Here is a 16,258-nt window from a genome sequence, read left to right as displayed (position 1 = left end):
GCCGATCCCCGTCCGGGTGTGGTCCGTCAGGCCTTCTCGTCCGTGGCGTGGAAGTCGGCGGGCGCGTTCAGGGGCTCCGACGTGGCGTGGAAGTCCTTGCTGGTGACGTCGTTCTTGCCGGTGGCCGCGGTGGTCGCGGCGTCCGCGGCGGGCTTCGTGCCGACGGCCGGGGCGGCCGCCGGGTCGAAGCCGGGCTTGGCGTCCACGACGAGGGCCGTCGCGGCCGCGTCGGCCGTCTCGCTCGTCGCGTGGAAGTCGTCGGGCTTGACGGTCCCGGTGTTGTCGGCCATGAGGTGCTCCTTGAGAACAGGACGTGACGAAGTGGAGGACGCCCGCCCGGTCACTCCCCCGAGTGTCACCGGGCGGGCATCGCACGGCCGCTCACCCTATGGGTGCGGCCTACGCACCGAGCCGTCTGCCCCCCGACGCGACGGTCCGGCACGACTGAGAGTGCCTGGTGGTGATAAACGAATGATGAACGCCCGTACGGCTTTCGCCCCTCGGCCCGCGGGAACGGACCTCAGCCCACCGGAACGGACGTCAGCAGCTTCCGTACGTCCGCCGCCTCCGGCGCCCCCGACTCCTCGAAGACCGACAGCGCCTCCTGCCAGCAGACCCGGGCCCGGTCGGTCTGGCCGATGCCATGCAGGCCGCGGCCGAGCGCCGTGAGGATGTTGGCGCGCCGCCATTCCCCGCCGATGCCGTGCAGCACGACCAGCGCCTGTTCCGCACAGGACGCGGCCTGGGCGGGGCTGCGGTCGGCGAGGTGGAGCTCGGCGAGCCGGAACAGGGTCATGCCGTGCCACAGCTGCTGCCGGGCGTCCTGGAACATGCCCAGGGCGTCGGTGAGCGTCTCCAGGGCGAGCCGGGTCTCTCCCGCGCTGGTCAGCGCCAGCCCCAGCGCGTACTTGCCGTTGGCGAGCCGCAGGGCCACGCCGGTGTCGGCGCGGGCGTAGATGGTGACCCCCTGCCGGGCCAGCGAGACGGCGCTCTCGGTGCGGCCGGTCGCCAGGTGGACCCGCGACAGGTTGCACAGGGCGCTGGCCTCCCCGGGAGTGTTCCGGTCCGCGCGGAAGGCGGTCAGGGCCTGGGTGAGGAGCTGCTCGGCCTCGTCGTGCCGGCCGGTGTAGAGCGCGATGATCCCCTGCTGGTTGGGCGCCTGGGCGCAGACCACCGGGTCCCCGGCGGCGAGCCCGAGCCGCAGGGCCGCCCCCGCCTCCCGGTCCGACTCCGTGAACTGGCCCGAGACGCCCAGCAGATGGCTGTGCATGAGGCGGGCCCGGCCCTCGGCGTAGGCGTCGGCGTGCTCCTGGGCCGCGGAGATCACCGCGGTGGCCGCCCGGACGTACTGGCGGGCACCGATCCCGGACTCCCCGAGGTCGACGGCCGCGACCAGCAGGTCGGCCGCCCGGCGCAGCCGGCCCGCCGTGCCCGCCTGCTGCACGGCCGCCAGCAGCCCGCTCGCCTCGGTGAACAGCCAGTCCAGCGCCTTGTCCCGGGCGGCGAAGGAGAGACCCGGGTAGGTGGTCCGGCTCAGATGGTCCAGCACACGCTCCCCGGGCCGCTCGATCGCGTACACCTCGGCCGCCGTCGCCAGGTAGAAGTCCAGCAGCCGCGACAGCGCCTCCCCGCGCTCGCTCGGCGGCTGCTCGTCGCGTTCCGCGCACGCACGCGCGTAGAGGCGGACCAGGTCGTGGAAGCGGTAGCGGCCCGGGGCGGCGGACTCCAGCAGGGACGTGTCGACGAGGGCCTCCAGCAGGTCCTCGGTCTCCTCGGCGGGGAGGGCGAGGACCGCCGCTGCCGCCGCCAGCGAGATGTCCGGGCCGTCCGCGAGCCCCAGCAGCCGGAACGCGCGCGCCTGGGCCGGCTCCAGCTGGCCGTAGCCCAGCTCGAACGTCGCCTTCACCGCGAGGTCGCCGGCCTGGAGCTCGTCCAGGCGCCGGCGCTCGTCCGCGAGCTTCGCCGCCAGCACCGAGACCGTCCAGGTGCGGCGGGCCGCGAGACGGGACGCGGCGATACGCAGCGCGAGCGGCAGGAAGCCGCAGGCGGCGACGACGTCGAGGGCCGCCTCGCGCTCCGCGGCCACCCGCTCCGCGCCGACGATCTTCGTGAAGAGCTGGAGCGCCTCGTCCGGGGACATCACGTCCAGGTCCACCAGGTGCGCCCCGGCCAGGTCGACCATCCGCACCCGGGACGTCACCAGCGCCGCGCAGCCCGCCGTGCCCGGCAGCAGCGGACGGACCTGTGCCGCGTCCTTCGCGTTGTCCAGCAGCACCAGGACCCGGCGGCCGTCGAGGACCGAGCGGTACAGGGCGGCGCGGTCCTCCAGCGAGTCGGGGATGGACGAGTCCGGTGTGCCGAGCGCGCGCAGGAAGGACCCCAGGACCGTCTCCGGCTCCGCCGTCCGCGAGCCGGTGCCCTGGAGGTCGACGTACAACTGGCCGTCCGGGAAGGCGGACCGGGCCTCGTGGGCCACGTGGACCGCGAGGGTGGTCTTGCCCACGCCGCCGATCCCGGCCAGCGCGGACACGGCCATCACCCGGCCCTCCGCCGACGCCAGCACTTCGCTCAGCTCGGTGACGAAGGCCGAACGGCCGGTGAAGTCGGGCACCGTGGCCGGGAGCTGGGCGGGCCGGACCGGGGCCGACGGGGGTTCGGCTGCGGGCGAGGAGGGCTCGGCCAGGGCCGGGTCGGCCCGCAGGATGCGCTGCTGGAGTTCGCGCAGGCCGGGGCGCGGGTCCACGCCGAGCTCCTCGGCGAGCAGGCGGCGGGTGTCGGCGTACACCGCGAGGGCCTCCGCCTGGCGACCGCTGCGGTACAGGGCCAGCATCAGCAGTTCGCGCAGGCGCTCGCGCAGGGGGTGGGCGGCGGTCAGCGCCGTGAGCTCCGAGACCGCCTCCGCGTGGCAGCCCTGCTCCAGGTCCATGTCCAGCCGGCTCTCCAGGAGTTGGAGGCGCAGCTCCTCCAGCCGGACCCGCTGGGCGTCGGCGTAGGGCCCGGGCACGCCGGCCAGCGGCTCGCCGTCCCACAGCGCCAGCGCCTGGTTCAGCGCCTCCCGCGCCCGCGGCAGGCCCCCGGTGCTGCGCGCCTTCTCCGCCTCCGCGGCGAGGTCCTGCGCCGCCGCCAGGTCCAGGGCGCCGTCGCCGAGCCCGCGCACCGCGTACCCGCCCGACTCGCTGACCAGGACCCCGGGGTCCAGGATCTTGCGCAGCCGGGACGCGTACGTGCGCACCGCCGCCAGCGCCTGCGAGGGCGGCTCGGTGCCCCACAGGGCATCGATCAGCTCGGCCGCGGTGGCCGTCCGGCCCTCGCGCAGCAACAGGGCGGCGAGCAGCGCGCGTTGCTGGGGGGAGCCGGTGTTGAGCGGCTCCTCCGCACGCCAGGCGCGCACCGGACCGAGCACACTGAAGCGCAACGCCGCCGTCTCCGCCGAGGAGACGGGACGCCGCTGCTCCGGCACCCGCGGTCCACCGTCCATGCCCGTCCCCCTAGACATCCCGATCCACCCCGTCAGTTTGCCTTGTTCACGGGGGTTGCGTCAGCCTGGCGAGACACCGATCACAGCGCGACACACGGTGGTCCACACACTCTTCACACGGCGGCGGCCTCCGCGAGCAGGACCAGTTCGTGCCGGAACGCCTCCGCCAGCAGGTCGGCGTCCTCCGCAGCGGAGTTGGTGAAGACGCTCAGGGTGTGGCCGCGGGCGCAGCCGCCCAGGGCGAAGGTGGCGGTGTCGTCCGGCGGCACCATGGGGACCAGGGTGACCCGGCGCAGCGGGCGCCCGGCCAGGGTCCGGCCGTTCTCGCGCAGGTGGACGTAGGTGCAGGCGGCCGGCGCGTACGCCGGGGCGAACAGCCGGCCTCGGGCCAGCGCCTGGGCCGGGCCGGGCAGCGCGGTGACGGCGGACTCGAACAGCCTCTCCGCCCGGCCGAGGGGGCGGGTCACAGTGGTGAGGAGCCCGGCGCAGGCCCGCAGCCGGGCCGCCGGGTCACCGAGCGCGACCGGCGCGGACAGCCGGACGTTGCAGAACGCGTTGCCGAGGAAGTCGCCCCGGTCCGCGGGGCGTTGGTCGACCGGCACGGACAGCCAGACCGGCCGGTCGGCCGCGAACGGGTCGGCGGTCGCCAGACAGGACCGCAGGACGCCCGAAACGGCCGCCAGGAACACGGTGTTGGTGGTCGCGCCCGTCCCGGCGGGGCCGCGCGCGGCCCGCATCAGCTCGGGCGGCAGCCGCAGGACCGAGTAGGCCGTGCGCCGCTCGCCCTTCCCGGGCAGCGGTACCGCGAGCCCCGCCGTCAGCAGGCCCGGCGCCGCGCCGGGCGCGGGGGCGCGGCGCACACCGCCGGGGCCGGCCAGGGAGGCTTCGGCGTCCACCGGCGGGCAGCCGTCCAGGAGGGCGCGCAGCAGGGTGGTCAGGGAACGGCCGTCCAGCAGGCTGTGGTGCATCCGGAAGAGCAGCGTGAACTCGCCCTGCGACGGGCCGCGCAGGAGGTGCAGGTTCCACGGCGGTTCGCCGTCCCGGAAGGGGGTGTGGAACCAGTCCCGTACGGCCTCCTCCAGCGCCTGCGTGCCCGTCTCGCGCACCTGTCGGGCCGGGTCGTGCCCCGGCTGCCGCTCCCAGCGGTGCCGGCGGGACCGGACCGACAGCGCCCGCCGCTCGGGCCGCACCAACCGCTGCGCCAGCCGGGGCAGATCGGCCCACCGCTCCCGCACCAGCGTCCGCAGCTCACCGAGTTGGGGCGGTGTCCCCGAGAAGTCGAGCGCGACCCCGGCGTTGGGCGGACCGAACGGCCAGCGGGCCATCCCCTCCTCCATGAAGGGCAACTGCGTTCCGGGCATGAGGCGGCTCCTGTCTGGCGACGATCCTCCACCGCCCCAACGCCCGCCCACGACCCGCGGTCACGCCCGGTCACGTGTCCCGGTCCCGCCCGCGTGTTCAACCCGGCGCCCCGGATGTCACCACGAAGGGGTTGTTTACCCGCCGTCGCCAGTCGCGTGGCGCGGGTCGGCGTCGTTGTACCGATGCCCGTCTCCACACACCCACGGCCCGCAACCGTCGGCGGGCGACCCGCAACGCGCCGTACAGGAACAGGAAACGCTCATCGTGCCTGGTACCAACCCCGCCCCGCTCCCGCGAACCCGTCCCGGCCCCGCGCACGTCGCCGTGGTCAACCTGCCGATGCAGGGGCATGTGAACCCGACCCTGGGCGTGGTGGAGGAGCTGGTGCGCCGGGGCCACCGGGTCACGTACGCCATCACCGAGGACTTCACGCACGCGGTCAAGGCGGCCGGCGCCGAACCCGTCCTCTACCCGGTCGAGAGCGACGGCACGGACGCGCCCGAGCGGCTCTCCGAGGGCTTCGCCCGCGCGGTGCACGCCTCGCTCGGCGCCCTGCCCGCGCTCACCCGCGCCTACGCCCACGACCGCCCCGACCTCGTCCTCTACGACGTCTACGGCTTCGCCGGGCTGCTGCTGGGCGCCCGGTGGGGCGTCCCGACCGTCCTGTGCTCGCCCACCCACCTGACCTACGACGGCCTGTTCCCCGAGTTCTTCGACGGCGCCGCCGGCCTCGCCGACCTCCCCGGGTACGACACCCTTGCCGCCGCCTTCGCCGAGAGCGGCCTCGACCCCGCCCGCCTCCACGAGGTCGAGCGCCCCGGGCACGCCATCGCCTTCCTGCCGCGCTCCTTCCAGCGCCGCGCCGACACCGTCGCCGCCGGCCGCGTCGCCTACGTCGGCCCCGCCCTCGGCGACCGCTCCTACCAGGGCTCCTGGGAGCCGCCCCGCCCCGACGTACCGGTGCTGCTGGTCTCGCTGGGCTCCCAGTTCACCCGCCGCCCGGAGTTCTACCGGGCCTGCGCCGAGGCCTTCGCCGACCTTCCCCACCACGTGGTGATGGCCGTCGGCCCCGATGTCACCGACGGCGAACTCGGCCCGCTCCCGGCCAACTTCGAGGTGCACGCGCACGTCCCCCAGCTGGCCGTGCTGGCCCACGCGGACGTCTTCGTGACCCACGCCGGGATGGGCGGCACGATGGAGGCCGTCCGGCACGGGGTGCCGATGGTGGCGATCCCGCAGATGGCCGAGCAGCGGGTGAACGCCGGCCGGATCGAGGACCTGGGGCTGGGCGCGTACCTGCCGCGCGAGCAGGTCACCGCGCGCTCGCTGCGGGAGGCCGTGCTGCGGGTGTCCAAGGACCCGGCGGTGCGGGCCGCGGTCGCCGCCCTGCGCGCGGAGGTCGAGCGGTCCGGCGGGGTGCGGGCCGCCGCCGACCTGGCCGAGGACGCGCTGGCCGAGGGCGTGCCGGGGGCCCGACGGTGAGCCACGCGACCCTGGCGGCCGTGCCCGCCCCCCTGCCCGCGCAGCAGCATCACCACCACCGCCCGCACCTCTACAGCCGCCCGGTCCGGATGAGCGACCTGGACCCGATGAACCACGTGAACAACGTCCGCCTCCTGGAGATGATCCAGGACGCCCACGTGGACCTCTTCTACCTCCAGGCCGGACAGCCCGGCCAGGCGATCCGGGTCCGGGTCATCTACGCCCGCCACGAACTCGACTACACCGAGGCCCTCGACCTGAGCCCGGAACCGGCCGTCATCAGCACCACCGTCAGCGGCGTCCGCCGCTCCTCCTTCGAGCTGACCAGCCGCATCACCCGTGGGGACCAGGTGTTCTGCACCTGTGTGAGCACCTGCGTCGCCTACGACCCCGCCGCCCGCCGCACCCGCAGGCTGGAGGACGACGAGCTGGCCGTGCTGGCCCGGCACGCGAACTGCGACTGCTGACGAACCGCCATCGCACTAGCTGACGGTTCGTCAGATCGGCGCTACCGTGAGCGCCATGGACACCCAGGACGGCACCTTTCCGCTGATCATCTCCGTCGACGACCACACCGTGGAGCCGCCGGACGTCTGGCAGTCCCGCCTCCCGAGGAAGTACCTGGACACCGGGCCGCGCATCGTCCGCGCCCCGCTGAGGGAGATGAGCTTCCTCGGCGGGCGGTTCAAGCCGGTCATGGGCAGGCCCGGGGAGGACGGCCCCGTGGGCGACTGGTGGATCTACGAGGACCTGCACCGCCCCCTCACCCGCCTCGACACCGCCGTGGGCTACAGCAGGGACGAGATCAAGCTCGAAGTGATCACGTACGAGCAGATGCGGCCCGGATCGTTCGACGTGCCGCAGCGGCTCGCCGACATGGACGTCAACCACGTCCAGTCCGCGCTCTGCTTCCCGACCTTCCCCCGCTTCTGCGGCCAGACCTTCACCGAGGCCAAGGACCGCGAACTGGCCCTGCTCTGCGTGCGCGCCTACAACGACTGGATGGTGGAGGAGTGGTGCGGCCCGCAGGCCCACGGCCGCCTGATACCTCTCATCCTCATCCCGCTGTGGGACGCGGAGCTGGCCGCCGCCGAGGTCCGCCGCAACGCCGCCCGCGGGGTCCGGGCCGTCGCCTTCTCCGAGATACCCCCGCACCTGGGCCTGCCCTCCGTCCACACCGACGACTGGGACCCCTTCCTCGCCGCCTGCGACGAGACCGGCACGGTCGTCGCCATGCACATCGGCTCCAGCAGCCGGATGCCCTCCACCTCCGCCGACGCCCCGCCCGCCGTCGGCTCCACCATCACCTTCGCCAACTGCTGCTTCTCGATGGTCGACTGGCTGATGAGCGGCAAGTTCGAGCGGTTCCCGAACCTCCGGGTGATGTACGCCGAGGGCCAGATCGGCTGGATCCCCTACATCCTGGAACGCGCCGACGTCGTCTGGGAGGAGAACCGCGCCTGGGGCGGAGTCGCCGACAAGGTCACCCGCCCGCCCTCCGAGCTGTTCGCCGAGCACGTCTACGGCTGCTTCTTCGACGACGCCTTCGGCCTGCGCAACCTCGACGCGATCGGCCTCGGGAACGTGCTGTACGAGACCGACTACCCGCACTCCGACTCCACCTGGCCCAAGTCCCGCCAGGTCGGCGAGGACCAGATGGGCCACCTCGCCCCGGACGTGGTGGAGCGGATCGTCCGCGGCAACGCGATCGACCTGCTGGGGCTGGGCGCCGACGGCCTGTGGGGCGGTCCCCGGTGAGCCTCGCCCACGGCATCCAGCTCCCCGTCCAGTCCCAGTCCACGATCTACGCCGAGGGCTGGGAGGCCGGCGCGGGTGCCGAGGACCTCGTGGAGATCGCGCGCGCCGTCGACCGGGCCGGCTTCGCCTACCTCGCCGTCTGCGACCACGTCGGCGTCCCGCACCGGCTCGCCGAGGCCATGAGCACGGTCTGGTACGACCCGGTGGCCACCCTCGCCCATCTCGCCGCCGTGACCGGGCGGGTCCGGCTGCTCAGCCATGTCGCCGTGGTGGGCCTGCGCCACCCGCTGCTGACCGCCAAGCAGTACGCGACCCTCGACCACCTCTCCGGCGGCCGCCTGGTCCTCGGCGTCGGCGCCGGGCACGTACGGGAGGAGTTCGAGGTGCTGGGGGTGGAGTTCGGGCAGCGCGGCGCGGTCCTCGACGAGGCGATCGACGCGCTGCGCGCCGCCCTCGGCCCCGACGAGTTCCCCACCCACCACGGCAAGTTCTACGACTTCGAGGGGCTCGGACAGCGGCCCAGGCCCGCCCAGGAACGGGTGCCGGTCTGGGTCGGCGGCTCCTCGCCGGCCGCCGTGCGGCGGGCCGCGCTCAAGGGCGACGGCTGGCTGCCGCAGGGCGACCCCAGGGACCGGCTCCCGGCCCAGATCGGACGGCTGCTGCGGCTGCGCGAGGAGGCGGGCGTCGAGGAGCCGATCACCGTCGGCGCGATCACCGAGCCGCTGTACGTCGGCACGCCCGGCTGGGAGGTCGGCCGCCGCACCCTCAGCGGTGCCCCGGAGGCCCTCGCCGAGTCGCTGCGGGCCTACGGCGCCATGGGCGTGCACCAGATCCAGGTGCGGTTCCGCAGCCGGAGCCGGGCCGAACTCATCGACCAGATCGACGCGTTCGGGGCCGAGGTCGCGCCCCGGCTGACCTGAGGAGAGCGCGGCATGGGCAAGCTGGACGGGCGGGTCGTCATCGTCACCGGGGCGGCGCGCGGACAGGGCGAGCAGGAGGCGCGGCTCTTCGTCGCGGAGGGCGCGCGGGTCGTCGTCGCCGATGTGCTGGACGACCAGGGCGAGGCCCTCGCCAAGGAGATCGGGGCGGCCTACGTGCACCTCGACGTCGGCGTGGAGGAGGAGTGGAAGGCCGCCGTCGCCGCCGCGAAGAAGGCGTACGGCCGGCTCGACGGGCTGGTGAACAACGCGGGCATCCTGCGCTTCAACGCGCTCGTGGACACGCCCCTCGACGAGTTCATGCAGGTCGTGCAGGTCAACCAGGTGGGCTGCTTCCTCGGCATGAAGACGGTCGCGCCCGAACTGGCCGACGGCGGGACCATCGTCAACACGGCCTCCTACACGGCGCTGACCGGGATGGCGGCGGTGGGGACGTACGCCGCCACCAAGCACGCGGTCCTCGGGCTCACCCGGGTCGCCGCGCTGGAGCTGGCCGACCGGGGGATACGGGTCAACGCGATCTGCCCCGGCGCGATCGACACCGCGATGTCCAACCCCGCGCGGCTCGACCCGGACGCCGACCCGGAGGAGATGACCCGCGCCCTGGACGAGCTGTACCGCAAGCTCGTGCCGCTGGGCCGGATCGGCCGGGCGGACGAGGTGGCCAGGCTGGCGCTCTTCCTGACCTCGGACGACTCGTCGTACATCACCGGCCAGCCGTTCGTGATCGACGGGGGCTGGCTGGCCGGGGTCAGTGTCATCTGACAGCTCGTCAGCTATTGACCTTTCTGACGGTACGTCAGAAAGTCTTAGGACTCAGCAGAATCACCTGGACTTGGGACGGTGAACCGCCGTGGAATTCGGGCTCTTTGTACAGGGATACGTGGGCAAGCGAGCCGAGACCGACCCGCTCGCCGAGCACAAGGCACTGATGGAGGAGACCGAGTACGTCATCCAGGCGGACAAGTCAGGCTTCAAGTACGCCTGGGCCTCCGAGCACCACTTCCTCGACGAGTACTCGCACCTGTCCGCGAACGACGTCTACCTGGGCTACCTGGCGCACGCCACCGAGCGGATCCACCTCGGCTCCGGGATCTTCAATCCCCTAGCCCAGGTCAACCACCCGGTGAAGGTCGCCGAGAAGGTCGCGATGCTCGACCATCTCTCCGGCAACCGCTTCGAGTTCGGCAGCGGGCGGGGCGCCGGCTCCCACGAGATCCTCGGATTCATCCCCGGTGTGACCGACATGAACTACACCAAGGAGATCTGGGAGGAGACCATCGCCGAGTTCCCCAAGATGTGGCTCCAGGACGAGTACGTCGGCTTCCAGGGCAAGCACTGGCAGCTCCCGCCGAGGAAGGTGCTGCCCAAGCCGTTGGGCAAGTCGCACCCGGCGATGTGGTACGCGGCCGGCTCCCCGCCGTCGTACGCCATGGCGGCGAAGAAGGGGCTCGGGGTGCTCGGGTTCAGCATCCAGAAGGTCTCCGACATGGAGTGGGTGCTGGAGCAGTACAAGACGGCGATCGTGAACGCCGAACCGGTCGGCGACTTCGTCAACGACAACGTCATGGTGACGACGACGGCGATCTGCGCGCCGACCCACGACGAGGCGATCCGGATCGCGGCGAGCGGCGGGCTGCACTACCTGCCCTCGCTGGTCTTCCGGTACCACGACACGTTCCCGCGGCCCGAGGGCTTCCCGGTGTGGCCGGAGACGCTGCCCGAGTACACGCCGGAGTTCGTGGAGCTGCTGGTCGAGGAGGAGCTGCTGATCTGCGGCGACCCCGACGAGGTGCTGCGGCAGTGCAAGCGGTGGGAGCAGGCGGGCGCCGACCAGCTGAGCTTCGGGCTGCCGGTCGGGGTGCCGAAGGAGGAGACGCTCCAGACGATCCGGCTGATCGGGGAGCACGTGATCCCGAAGATCGACACGGACCCGGTGCACCGGACCACACGGTTCCGTCAGGGGGCCTGAGGGCTCGTCGCCCCCGGGCAGGCAGTTCCGCCGCATACCAGGAAGTGATCCCATTGCTCGATCACGTCATCAAGGGTGCGACCGTTGTCGACGGGACCGGCGCACCCGCCTTCACCGCCGACGTCGGTATCCGTGACGGCCGCATCGCCGTCGTCGGAACCGTCACCGAGGAGGCCCGGACCGTCGAGGACGCCACGGGGCTCGTCCTCGCCCCCGGGTTCGTCGATCCGCACACCCACTACGACGCACAGCTCTTCTGGGACCCGTACGCGACGCCCTCCCTCAACCACGGGGTGACGACCGTCGCCGGCGGGAACTGCGGCTTCACCCTCGCCCCGTTGAACCCCGACCGGCCCGAGGACGCCGACTACACCCGCCGGATGATGTCCAAGGTCGAGGGCATGTCCCTGGTCGCCCTGGAGGAAGGCGCGCCCTGGAGCTGGAACTCCTTCGGGGAGTACCTGGACGCGCTCGAAGGGCGGATCGCGGTCAACGCCGGCTTCATGGTGGGGCACTGCGCGCTGCGCCGGTACGTGATGGGGCCGGACGCGGTCGGCGGACAGCCCACCGGGGAACAGCTCGCCGAGATCGTGCGCCTGCTGCACGAGGCCATGGACGCCGGCGCCTGGGGCTTCTCCACCACCCAGTCCAGCACCCACTCCGACGGGGACGGGCGGCCCGTCGCCTCCCGGCACGCGCTCCCCGCCGAGCTGCTGGCCCTGGCGAAAGCCGTCGGGGAGCACGAGGGAACGCAGATCGAGGCGATCGTCGCCGGATGCCTCGACCAGTTCAGCGACGCCGAGATCGAGCTGTTCGCCGAGATGAGCGCGGTGGCCGGGCGGCCCCTGAACTGGAACGTGCTGACCGTCGACGCGGCCGTCCCCGAACGGGTGCCCCGGCAGCTCCAGGCCAGCGAGCGGGCCCGGAAGGCGGGCGGCAGGGTCGTGGCGCTGACCATGCCGATCCTCACCCCGATGAACATGTCCCTGGGCACCTTCTGCGCCCTGAACCTGATACCCGGCTGGGGACCGGTCCTGGGCCTTCCGGTGCCTGAGCGCATCGAGCGGCTGCGGGACGCCGGCGTGCGCGCGGAACTGCTGGAACGGGCCCGCTCCAAGGAGGCCGGGGTCTTCCGGCGGCTGGCGGACTTCGGGCGGTACGTCATCGGGGACACCTACAGCGAGGCGAACGCGGGACTCTCGGGCCGGGTGGTGCGTGACATAGCACAGGAGCGCGGCCAGGACCCCTTCCACTGCCTGGTGGAGATCTGCGCCGCCGACGGGCTGCGGACCGTCCTGTGGCCGATGCCCTCCGACAACGACCCCGCCTCCTGGGCGCTGCGCGCCGAGACCTGGCTGCACGAGGACGTGATGCTGGGCGGGTCGGACGCGGGGGCGCATCTGGACCGGATGTGCGGGGCGCCGTACACCACCCGGTTCATCGGGGACTGTCTGCGCGGCCGCAGACTGCTGGGCCTCGAACAGGCCGTGAAGATGCTCACCGACGACCCCGCCCGGCTCTTCGGGCTGCGCGAGCGCGGACGGATCACCGAGGGCTTCCACGCCGACCTGGTCCTCCTCGACCCGGAGCGGATCGCCGCCGGACCGGCCACCCTGGTCCACGACCTGCCGGGAGACAGCCCCCGCCTGGACTCCAAGGCGATCGGGATACGGGCGGTCTGGGTGAACGGCGTCGAGGCGATCCGGGACGACGTGGTGAGCGGTGCCGTCCCCGGGAAGGTGCTGCGGTCCGGACGGGACACCAGGACGGTGAGGACCCGGTGAGCGAGGCGGCCGGCGGACAGCGGCTGTTCGTCGCGGGGCGGTGGACGGAGCCCGACGGCGGGCACTACGAGGTCGTCGACCCGGCGACCGAGGAGACCGTCGGCCTGGCTCCGGAGGCCTCGCGGGAGCAGGCGCTGGCCGCGTGCGCGGCGGCCCGGGAGGCGTTCGGGGCGTGGTCGCGGACCCCGGCGGGGGAGCGGGCGGCGGTGCTGGGGCGGGCCGCCGACATCATCCGGGGGCGGCTGCGCGAGTACGCGGAGCTGGCCCGCGCCGAGACGGGCGCGACCACCGGCACCGCACGGGCCATGCAGGTGGGGGTGGCCGCGGCCCGCTTCCGCCGGTACGCGACGGTGGAACCGGCCGAGTGGGCCGTACCGCCCCAGATCAACGAGGCCGGACCGATGGGGAAGGCCGGGGTGATGGGCGCGCTGGCCGTGCGCCAGCCGGTCGGCGTGGTCGGCTGCATCACGTCGTACAACAACCCGTGGGCCAATCCCGCGGGCAAGGTCGCGCCGGCGCTGGCCATGGGCAACACGGTGGTGGTGAAACCGGCCCCGCAGGACCCCCTCTCCGTCTACCGGATGGCCGAGGCGCTGGCGGAGGCCGGGGCCCCGGACGGGGTCGTGAACGTGGTCTCCGGGCAGGACGTGGGCGTGGGCGAGGCCGTCGTGGCGTCACCGGACGTCGACATGGTGAGCTTCACCGGGTCCACGGCCGTCGGCCGGCGCATCGGGGAGGTGTGCGGGCGGGACATGCGGCGTCAGCTGATGGAGCTGGGCGGCAAGGGCGCGGCGGTCGTCTTCGCGGACGCGGACGTCGGCTCGGCGGTGGCCGGCATCGGAACCACCTTCTCCTTCTACAGCGGGCAGATCTGCACGGCACCCACCCGGGTACTGGTGCAGCGGCCGCTGTACGACCGGCTCGTCGACTCACTCGCCGCCTACGCCGCCCGGTTGAAGGTCGGGGACCCCGCGGCGCCCGGCACGGTGGTGGGACCGGTGATCAGCGCCGGACACCGGGCGCGCGTCGAGTCGTACGTCGAACTCGCCCGCAAGGAAGGCGCGACGGTGCTCACCGGCGGCGAACGCCCGCCACTGGAAAGGGGGTTCTACGTCAGCCCCACCCTCCTCGCAGACTGCGGCGCCGACATGAGGGTCGCCCGGGAGGAGATCTTCGGCCCGGTCGTCTGCGTCATCCCCTTCGACGACGAGGAGGAGGGCATCGTCCTCGCCAACGACTCCGACTACGGCCTCATCGACTACGTCTGGTCGGGGGACGTGGCCCGGGCCTTCCGGGTGGCGCGGCGGCTGCGGGCGGGCGGGGTCGGCGTCAACACGGTCGGCCGCAACATGGAGGCGCCGTTCGGCGGCTTCAAGATGAGCGGCGTCGGCCGGGACGTGGGCTCGTACGCGCTGCACGCCTACAGCGAGACCCAGGCCATCGTCTGGCCGGGCTGACGACCAACCGGGGCTGTGCTCCTGCCCTGGGCCGGATGTCGTGGACGACGGCTCCTCGACGCGGCGGGCGGCCCGCCCCGGTCGTCGGTCGCTAGTCGTCGAGGTCGACCCGGATCGTCAGCAACTGGTTCCCCAGCATCCGCACGGCCGCGCTGTTGCCCCTGGGCGGCGTGTGCAGCCGGGCGACCGGGTCGTCCTCGGGCAGCAGGTGGGCGGTGCCGTGGTGCCACCGCCCGCCGATCCTCACCCGGCCCCGACGGCCACGGCCAGCATGTTCTCCACAGTCAGTCCCCCCTCCTGTCGTACGGCAAGGTTCACATCGCGACAGCGTGCACGAGAAGTGTCCCGATGTGCCCGGGGTGTGGTGCGTCGAGTTCCTCCGCGTCGGCCGTGGCGAATCCGGCGCGGGTGAGCAGGCGTTCCCAAACGGCCGGGCGGTAGCTGTAGCGGTAGGTGAACATCGCCTTGCCGGCGAAACCGCCCTTGTACATGCCCTGTGGCCCGTACGCCCCCGGGATGGCCGGAGGCTGCGAGAAGACGAAGACGCCGCCCGGATTGAGACGTCGGCGGACAAGGGGGAAGAGGCGCTCGGGGGAGGTGAACCAGGCCGCTCCGAAGATCGAGTAGACGGCGTCGTACGCGACGTCGTGCGCGCTCAGGTACTCCAGCACCTCGGAGCAGACGAACTGCGCACCAGTGTCGGCCCATTTGCTGGTGGTCTTCTCGACCATGACCGGAGAGAGGTCAACACCTACGGTTGTGATGCCGCGTTGGGCGAGGTGGGCGAGGGCGCGGCCGGTGCCGCATCCGATCTCCAGGACGGAGCGCGGCTCACCGAGCAGTTCCGGACCGGGGCCGTGACCGGCGTACTGGGTCCAGCAGAAGCCCGGTTCCGCGTCGTCCTTGAAAGCAGACGCGGCAAAGGCGTTCCACAGCTCCGTCTCGGCGGCGATGTCGTGTCGTACAGGCAAGGAGGTTCCTCTTGGCAAGGGCCGGCCCCCGTCCTTCGGGGACCGAGGACGGGGGCCAGGGTAGGGCCGTTCAGTGGCTGTCGGGGACCTTGCTGTCACACGGCGAGCAGTCTGTGCCGTCGATCGCCCACAACTCCTCGTCGACGTCGAAGCCGATGGACTTCAAGAAGTCCGCGGTGCGCAGGCACAAACCGTCGCGGCGGCGCTCGACGAACGGGGCGTGGTGCTTGTACCGGCCCTCGTTGTAGACGCCGCAGAGGGCCCACCACACCGGTGTGTCCAGGATGAGCTGGTGAACACCGATGTCGACGAGCTTGCCCATGCCCAGGTGGATTTCGGGGTGTTCCATGCATCCGATGGTGTACATGACGGCGTTGCCGAGGACGCGCTCGGCCATGTCGCGGACCATCGTGTGGTCGCGCAGCAGCAGGGCGACCTCGCGGTCCCAGAGAGACATGCCGCTGTCCAGCACGTTGACCGTCAGGTGCTGGATGTGTGGCTGGGCGGCGTTGAGGAGTTCCTCCGGGTCCCGGCTGCGGGTGCTCGCGGGTCGGTCGAGGGTGACGGTCATGGACAACTCCTTCGGACGAGGGTGACACAGGCAGGTACAGCGACGGACGAGGTGCCCTCCGTGGACGCGATCACCCGAAGATGCCGCCGCTGCTGAACGAGTTCATGGCGCTGGTGCGCTCGGCCAGGGCTCTCAGTCGTTCCGCGTCTGTCGCCGGCCGGACGTGAGCGGGATCGGCATCCCACTCCCGGCCACCAGCCAACGGCCGCAACTGGACGTACGGCCCCACCCGGCCCATGACATGGCCCAACCGGTCGCGGGCGGTGTCGATGACCAGGGTGCGGTCCGGCTCAGCCCCCGGCTCGGCCACTCGCGAGTCCCCTGATTCAGTGCTTCGGCCAGGCGGACAACCAGGGCTGTGCGGAGTGTTCCTCGGTGCCATGAACCGAACGCTAGATCTGCGCGATCGGCCGGAACCACGCTGTTTTCTCGATTTTTCGCACGGAGATGATCGCTTGGCCCGATTTTTCTCACGAAGACGGCCG

At 72.6% G+C, this 16,258-nt stretch carries 14 protein-coding genes and 1 pseudogene; 8 read left to right on the top strand and 7 right to left on the bottom strand.

All coding sequences use genetic code 11. The features are described from left to right. Nucleotides 1-26: 26 nt before the first annotated feature. The 3 genes from ACZ619_RS30290 to ACZ619_RS30280 form a co-directional block, all read right to left on the bottom strand. Nucleotides 27-290, bottom strand: coding sequence for a hypothetical protein (locus ACZ619_RS30290; RefSeq protein ID WP_469605502.1), 264 nt, complete (start codon nt 288-290; stop codon nt 27-29). 230 nt (nt 291-520) lie between these two features. Continuing rightward, nucleotides 521-3,478: an SARP-family global regulator AfsR gene (gene afsR / locus ACZ619_RS30285; protein WP_469605500.1), complete on the bottom strand. Its 2,958-nt coding sequence runs from the start codon at nt 3,476-3,478 to the stop codon at nt 521-523. Nucleotides 3,479-3,591: 113 nt separating this feature from the next. Continuing rightward, nucleotides 3,592-4,839 (bottom strand): wax ester/triacylglycerol synthase domain-containing protein, encoded by a 1,248-nt coding sequence (locus ACZ619_RS30280; protein WP_469605498.1) that lies wholly within the window; start codon nt 4,837-4,839, stop codon nt 3,592-3,594. Nucleotides 4,840-5,104: 265 nt separating this feature from the next. Here ACZ619_RS30280 and ACZ619_RS30275 point away from each other — a divergent pair, with 265 nt between their 5' ends. From ACZ619_RS30275 to ACZ619_RS30240, 8 genes are all read left to right on the top strand, one after another. Continuing rightward, complete coding sequence (locus ACZ619_RS30275) at nt 5,105-6,322, top strand: macrolide family glycosyltransferase (RefSeq protein ID WP_469605495.1); 1,218 nt, start codon at nt 5,105-5,107, stop codon at nt 6,320-6,322. After that, a complete protein-coding gene (locus ACZ619_RS30270) occupies nt 6,319-6,789 on the top strand; it encodes an acyl-CoA thioesterase (protein WP_469605492.1) in 471 nt (156 codons plus the stop codon). Before ACZ619_RS30275 ends, ACZ619_RS30270 begins: the two co-directional genes overlap by 4 nt. A gap of 55 nt (nt 6,790-6,844) precedes the next feature. After that, the gene (locus ACZ619_RS30265; protein ID WP_469605490.1) at nt 6,845-8,080 is read left to right on the top strand and encodes an amidohydrolase family protein; all 1,236 of its coding nucleotides are present in this window, start codon (nt 6,845-6,847) and stop codon (nt 8,078-8,080) included. After that, nucleotides 8,077-9,000 (top strand): LLM class F420-dependent oxidoreductase, encoded by a 924-nt coding sequence (locus ACZ619_RS30260; protein ID WP_469605487.1) that lies wholly within the window; start codon nt 8,077-8,079, stop codon nt 8,998-9,000. Before ACZ619_RS30265 ends, ACZ619_RS30260 begins: the two co-directional genes overlap by 4 nt. Before the next feature lie 12 nt (nt 9,001-9,012). Further along, nucleotides 9,013-9,783 carry an SDR family NAD(P)-dependent oxidoreductase gene (locus tag ACZ619_RS30255; protein WP_469605485.1) on the top strand — a complete coding sequence of 257 codons (771 nt, stop codon included), beginning with the start codon at nt 9,013-9,015 and terminating at the stop codon, nt 9,781-9,783. An 88-nt stretch (nt 9,784-9,871) separates the two neighbouring features. Further along, the gene (locus ACZ619_RS30250; protein WP_469605483.1) at nt 9,872-10,990 is read left to right on the top strand and encodes an LLM class flavin-dependent oxidoreductase; all 1,119 of its coding nucleotides are present in this window, start codon (nt 9,872-9,874) and stop codon (nt 10,988-10,990) included. A 53-nt stretch (nt 10,991-11,043) separates the two neighbouring features. Further along, nucleotides 11,044-12,774 (top strand): N-acyl-D-amino-acid deacylase family protein, encoded by a 1,731-nt coding sequence (locus tag ACZ619_RS30245; RefSeq protein WP_469605480.1) that lies wholly within the window; start codon nt 11,044-11,046, stop codon nt 12,772-12,774. Next, a complete protein-coding gene (locus tag ACZ619_RS30240) occupies nt 12,771-14,231 on the top strand; it encodes an aldehyde dehydrogenase family protein (RefSeq protein ID WP_469605478.1) in 1,461 nt (486 codons plus the stop codon). The genes ACZ619_RS30245 and ACZ619_RS30240 overlap by 4 nt, the downstream gene beginning before the upstream one ends. Nucleotides 14,232-14,322: 91 nt before the next feature. On the opposite strand, the pseudogene ACZ619_RS30235 reads toward ACZ619_RS30240, so the two are convergent. The 4 genes and pseudogenes from ACZ619_RS30235 to ACZ619_RS30220 form a co-directional block, all read right to left on the bottom strand. Then, nucleotides 14,323-14,487: pseudogene (locus ACZ619_RS30235) on the bottom strand (nitroreductase/quinone reductase family protein); the annotation flags it as partial. Nucleotides 14,488-14,545: 58 nt separating this feature from the next. Continuing rightward, a complete protein-coding gene (locus ACZ619_RS30230; protein ID WP_469605475.1) occupies nt 14,546-15,202 on the bottom strand; it encodes a class I SAM-dependent methyltransferase in 657 nt (218 codons plus the stop codon). Between the two features lie 70 nt (nt 15,203-15,272). Beyond that, nucleotides 15,273-15,773, bottom strand: a complete 501-nt coding sequence (locus ACZ619_RS30225) for a hypothetical protein (RefSeq protein WP_469605473.1) — start codon at nt 15,771-15,773, stop codon at nt 15,273-15,275. 70 nt (nt 15,774-15,843) lie between these two features. Beyond that, nucleotides 15,844-16,083 (bottom strand): hypothetical protein, encoded by a 240-nt coding sequence (locus ACZ619_RS30220; RefSeq protein WP_469605472.1) that lies wholly within the window; start codon nt 16,081-16,083, stop codon nt 15,844-15,846. Nucleotides 16,084-16,258 lie beyond the last annotated feature (175 nt).

This window comes from Streptomyces sp. NPDC104367, from assembly GCF_055583825.1.
The sequence above is the reverse complement of the archived record's forward strand: the minus strand, read 5'-3'. Positions and strand labels throughout refer to the sequence as shown.

Bases quoted from the DNA above. Each gene is read 5' to 3' on its own strand.
- ACZ619_RS30290 (WP_469605502.1), bottom strand. From the start codon at position 290: ATGGCCGACAACACCGGGACCGTCAAGCCCGACGACTTCCACGCGACG.
- afsR (WP_469605500.1), bottom strand. From the start codon at position 3,478: ATGGACGGTGGACCGCGGGTGCCGGAGCAGCGGCGTCCCGTCTCCTCG.
- ACZ619_RS30280 (WP_469605498.1), bottom strand. From the start codon at position 4,839: ATGCCCGGAACGCAGTTGCCCTTCATGGAGGAGGGGATGGCCCGCTGG.
- ACZ619_RS30265 (WP_469605490.1), top strand. From the start codon at position 6,845: ATGGACACCCAGGACGGCACCTTTCCGCTGATCATCTCCGTCGACGAC.
- ACZ619_RS30255 (WP_469605485.1), top strand. From the start codon at position 9,013: ATGGGCAAGCTGGACGGGCGGGTCGTCATCGTCACCGGGGCGGCGCGC.
- ACZ619_RS30225 (WP_469605473.1), bottom strand. From the start codon at position 15,773: ATGACCGTCACCCTCGACCGACCCGCGAGCACCCGCAGCCGGGACCCG.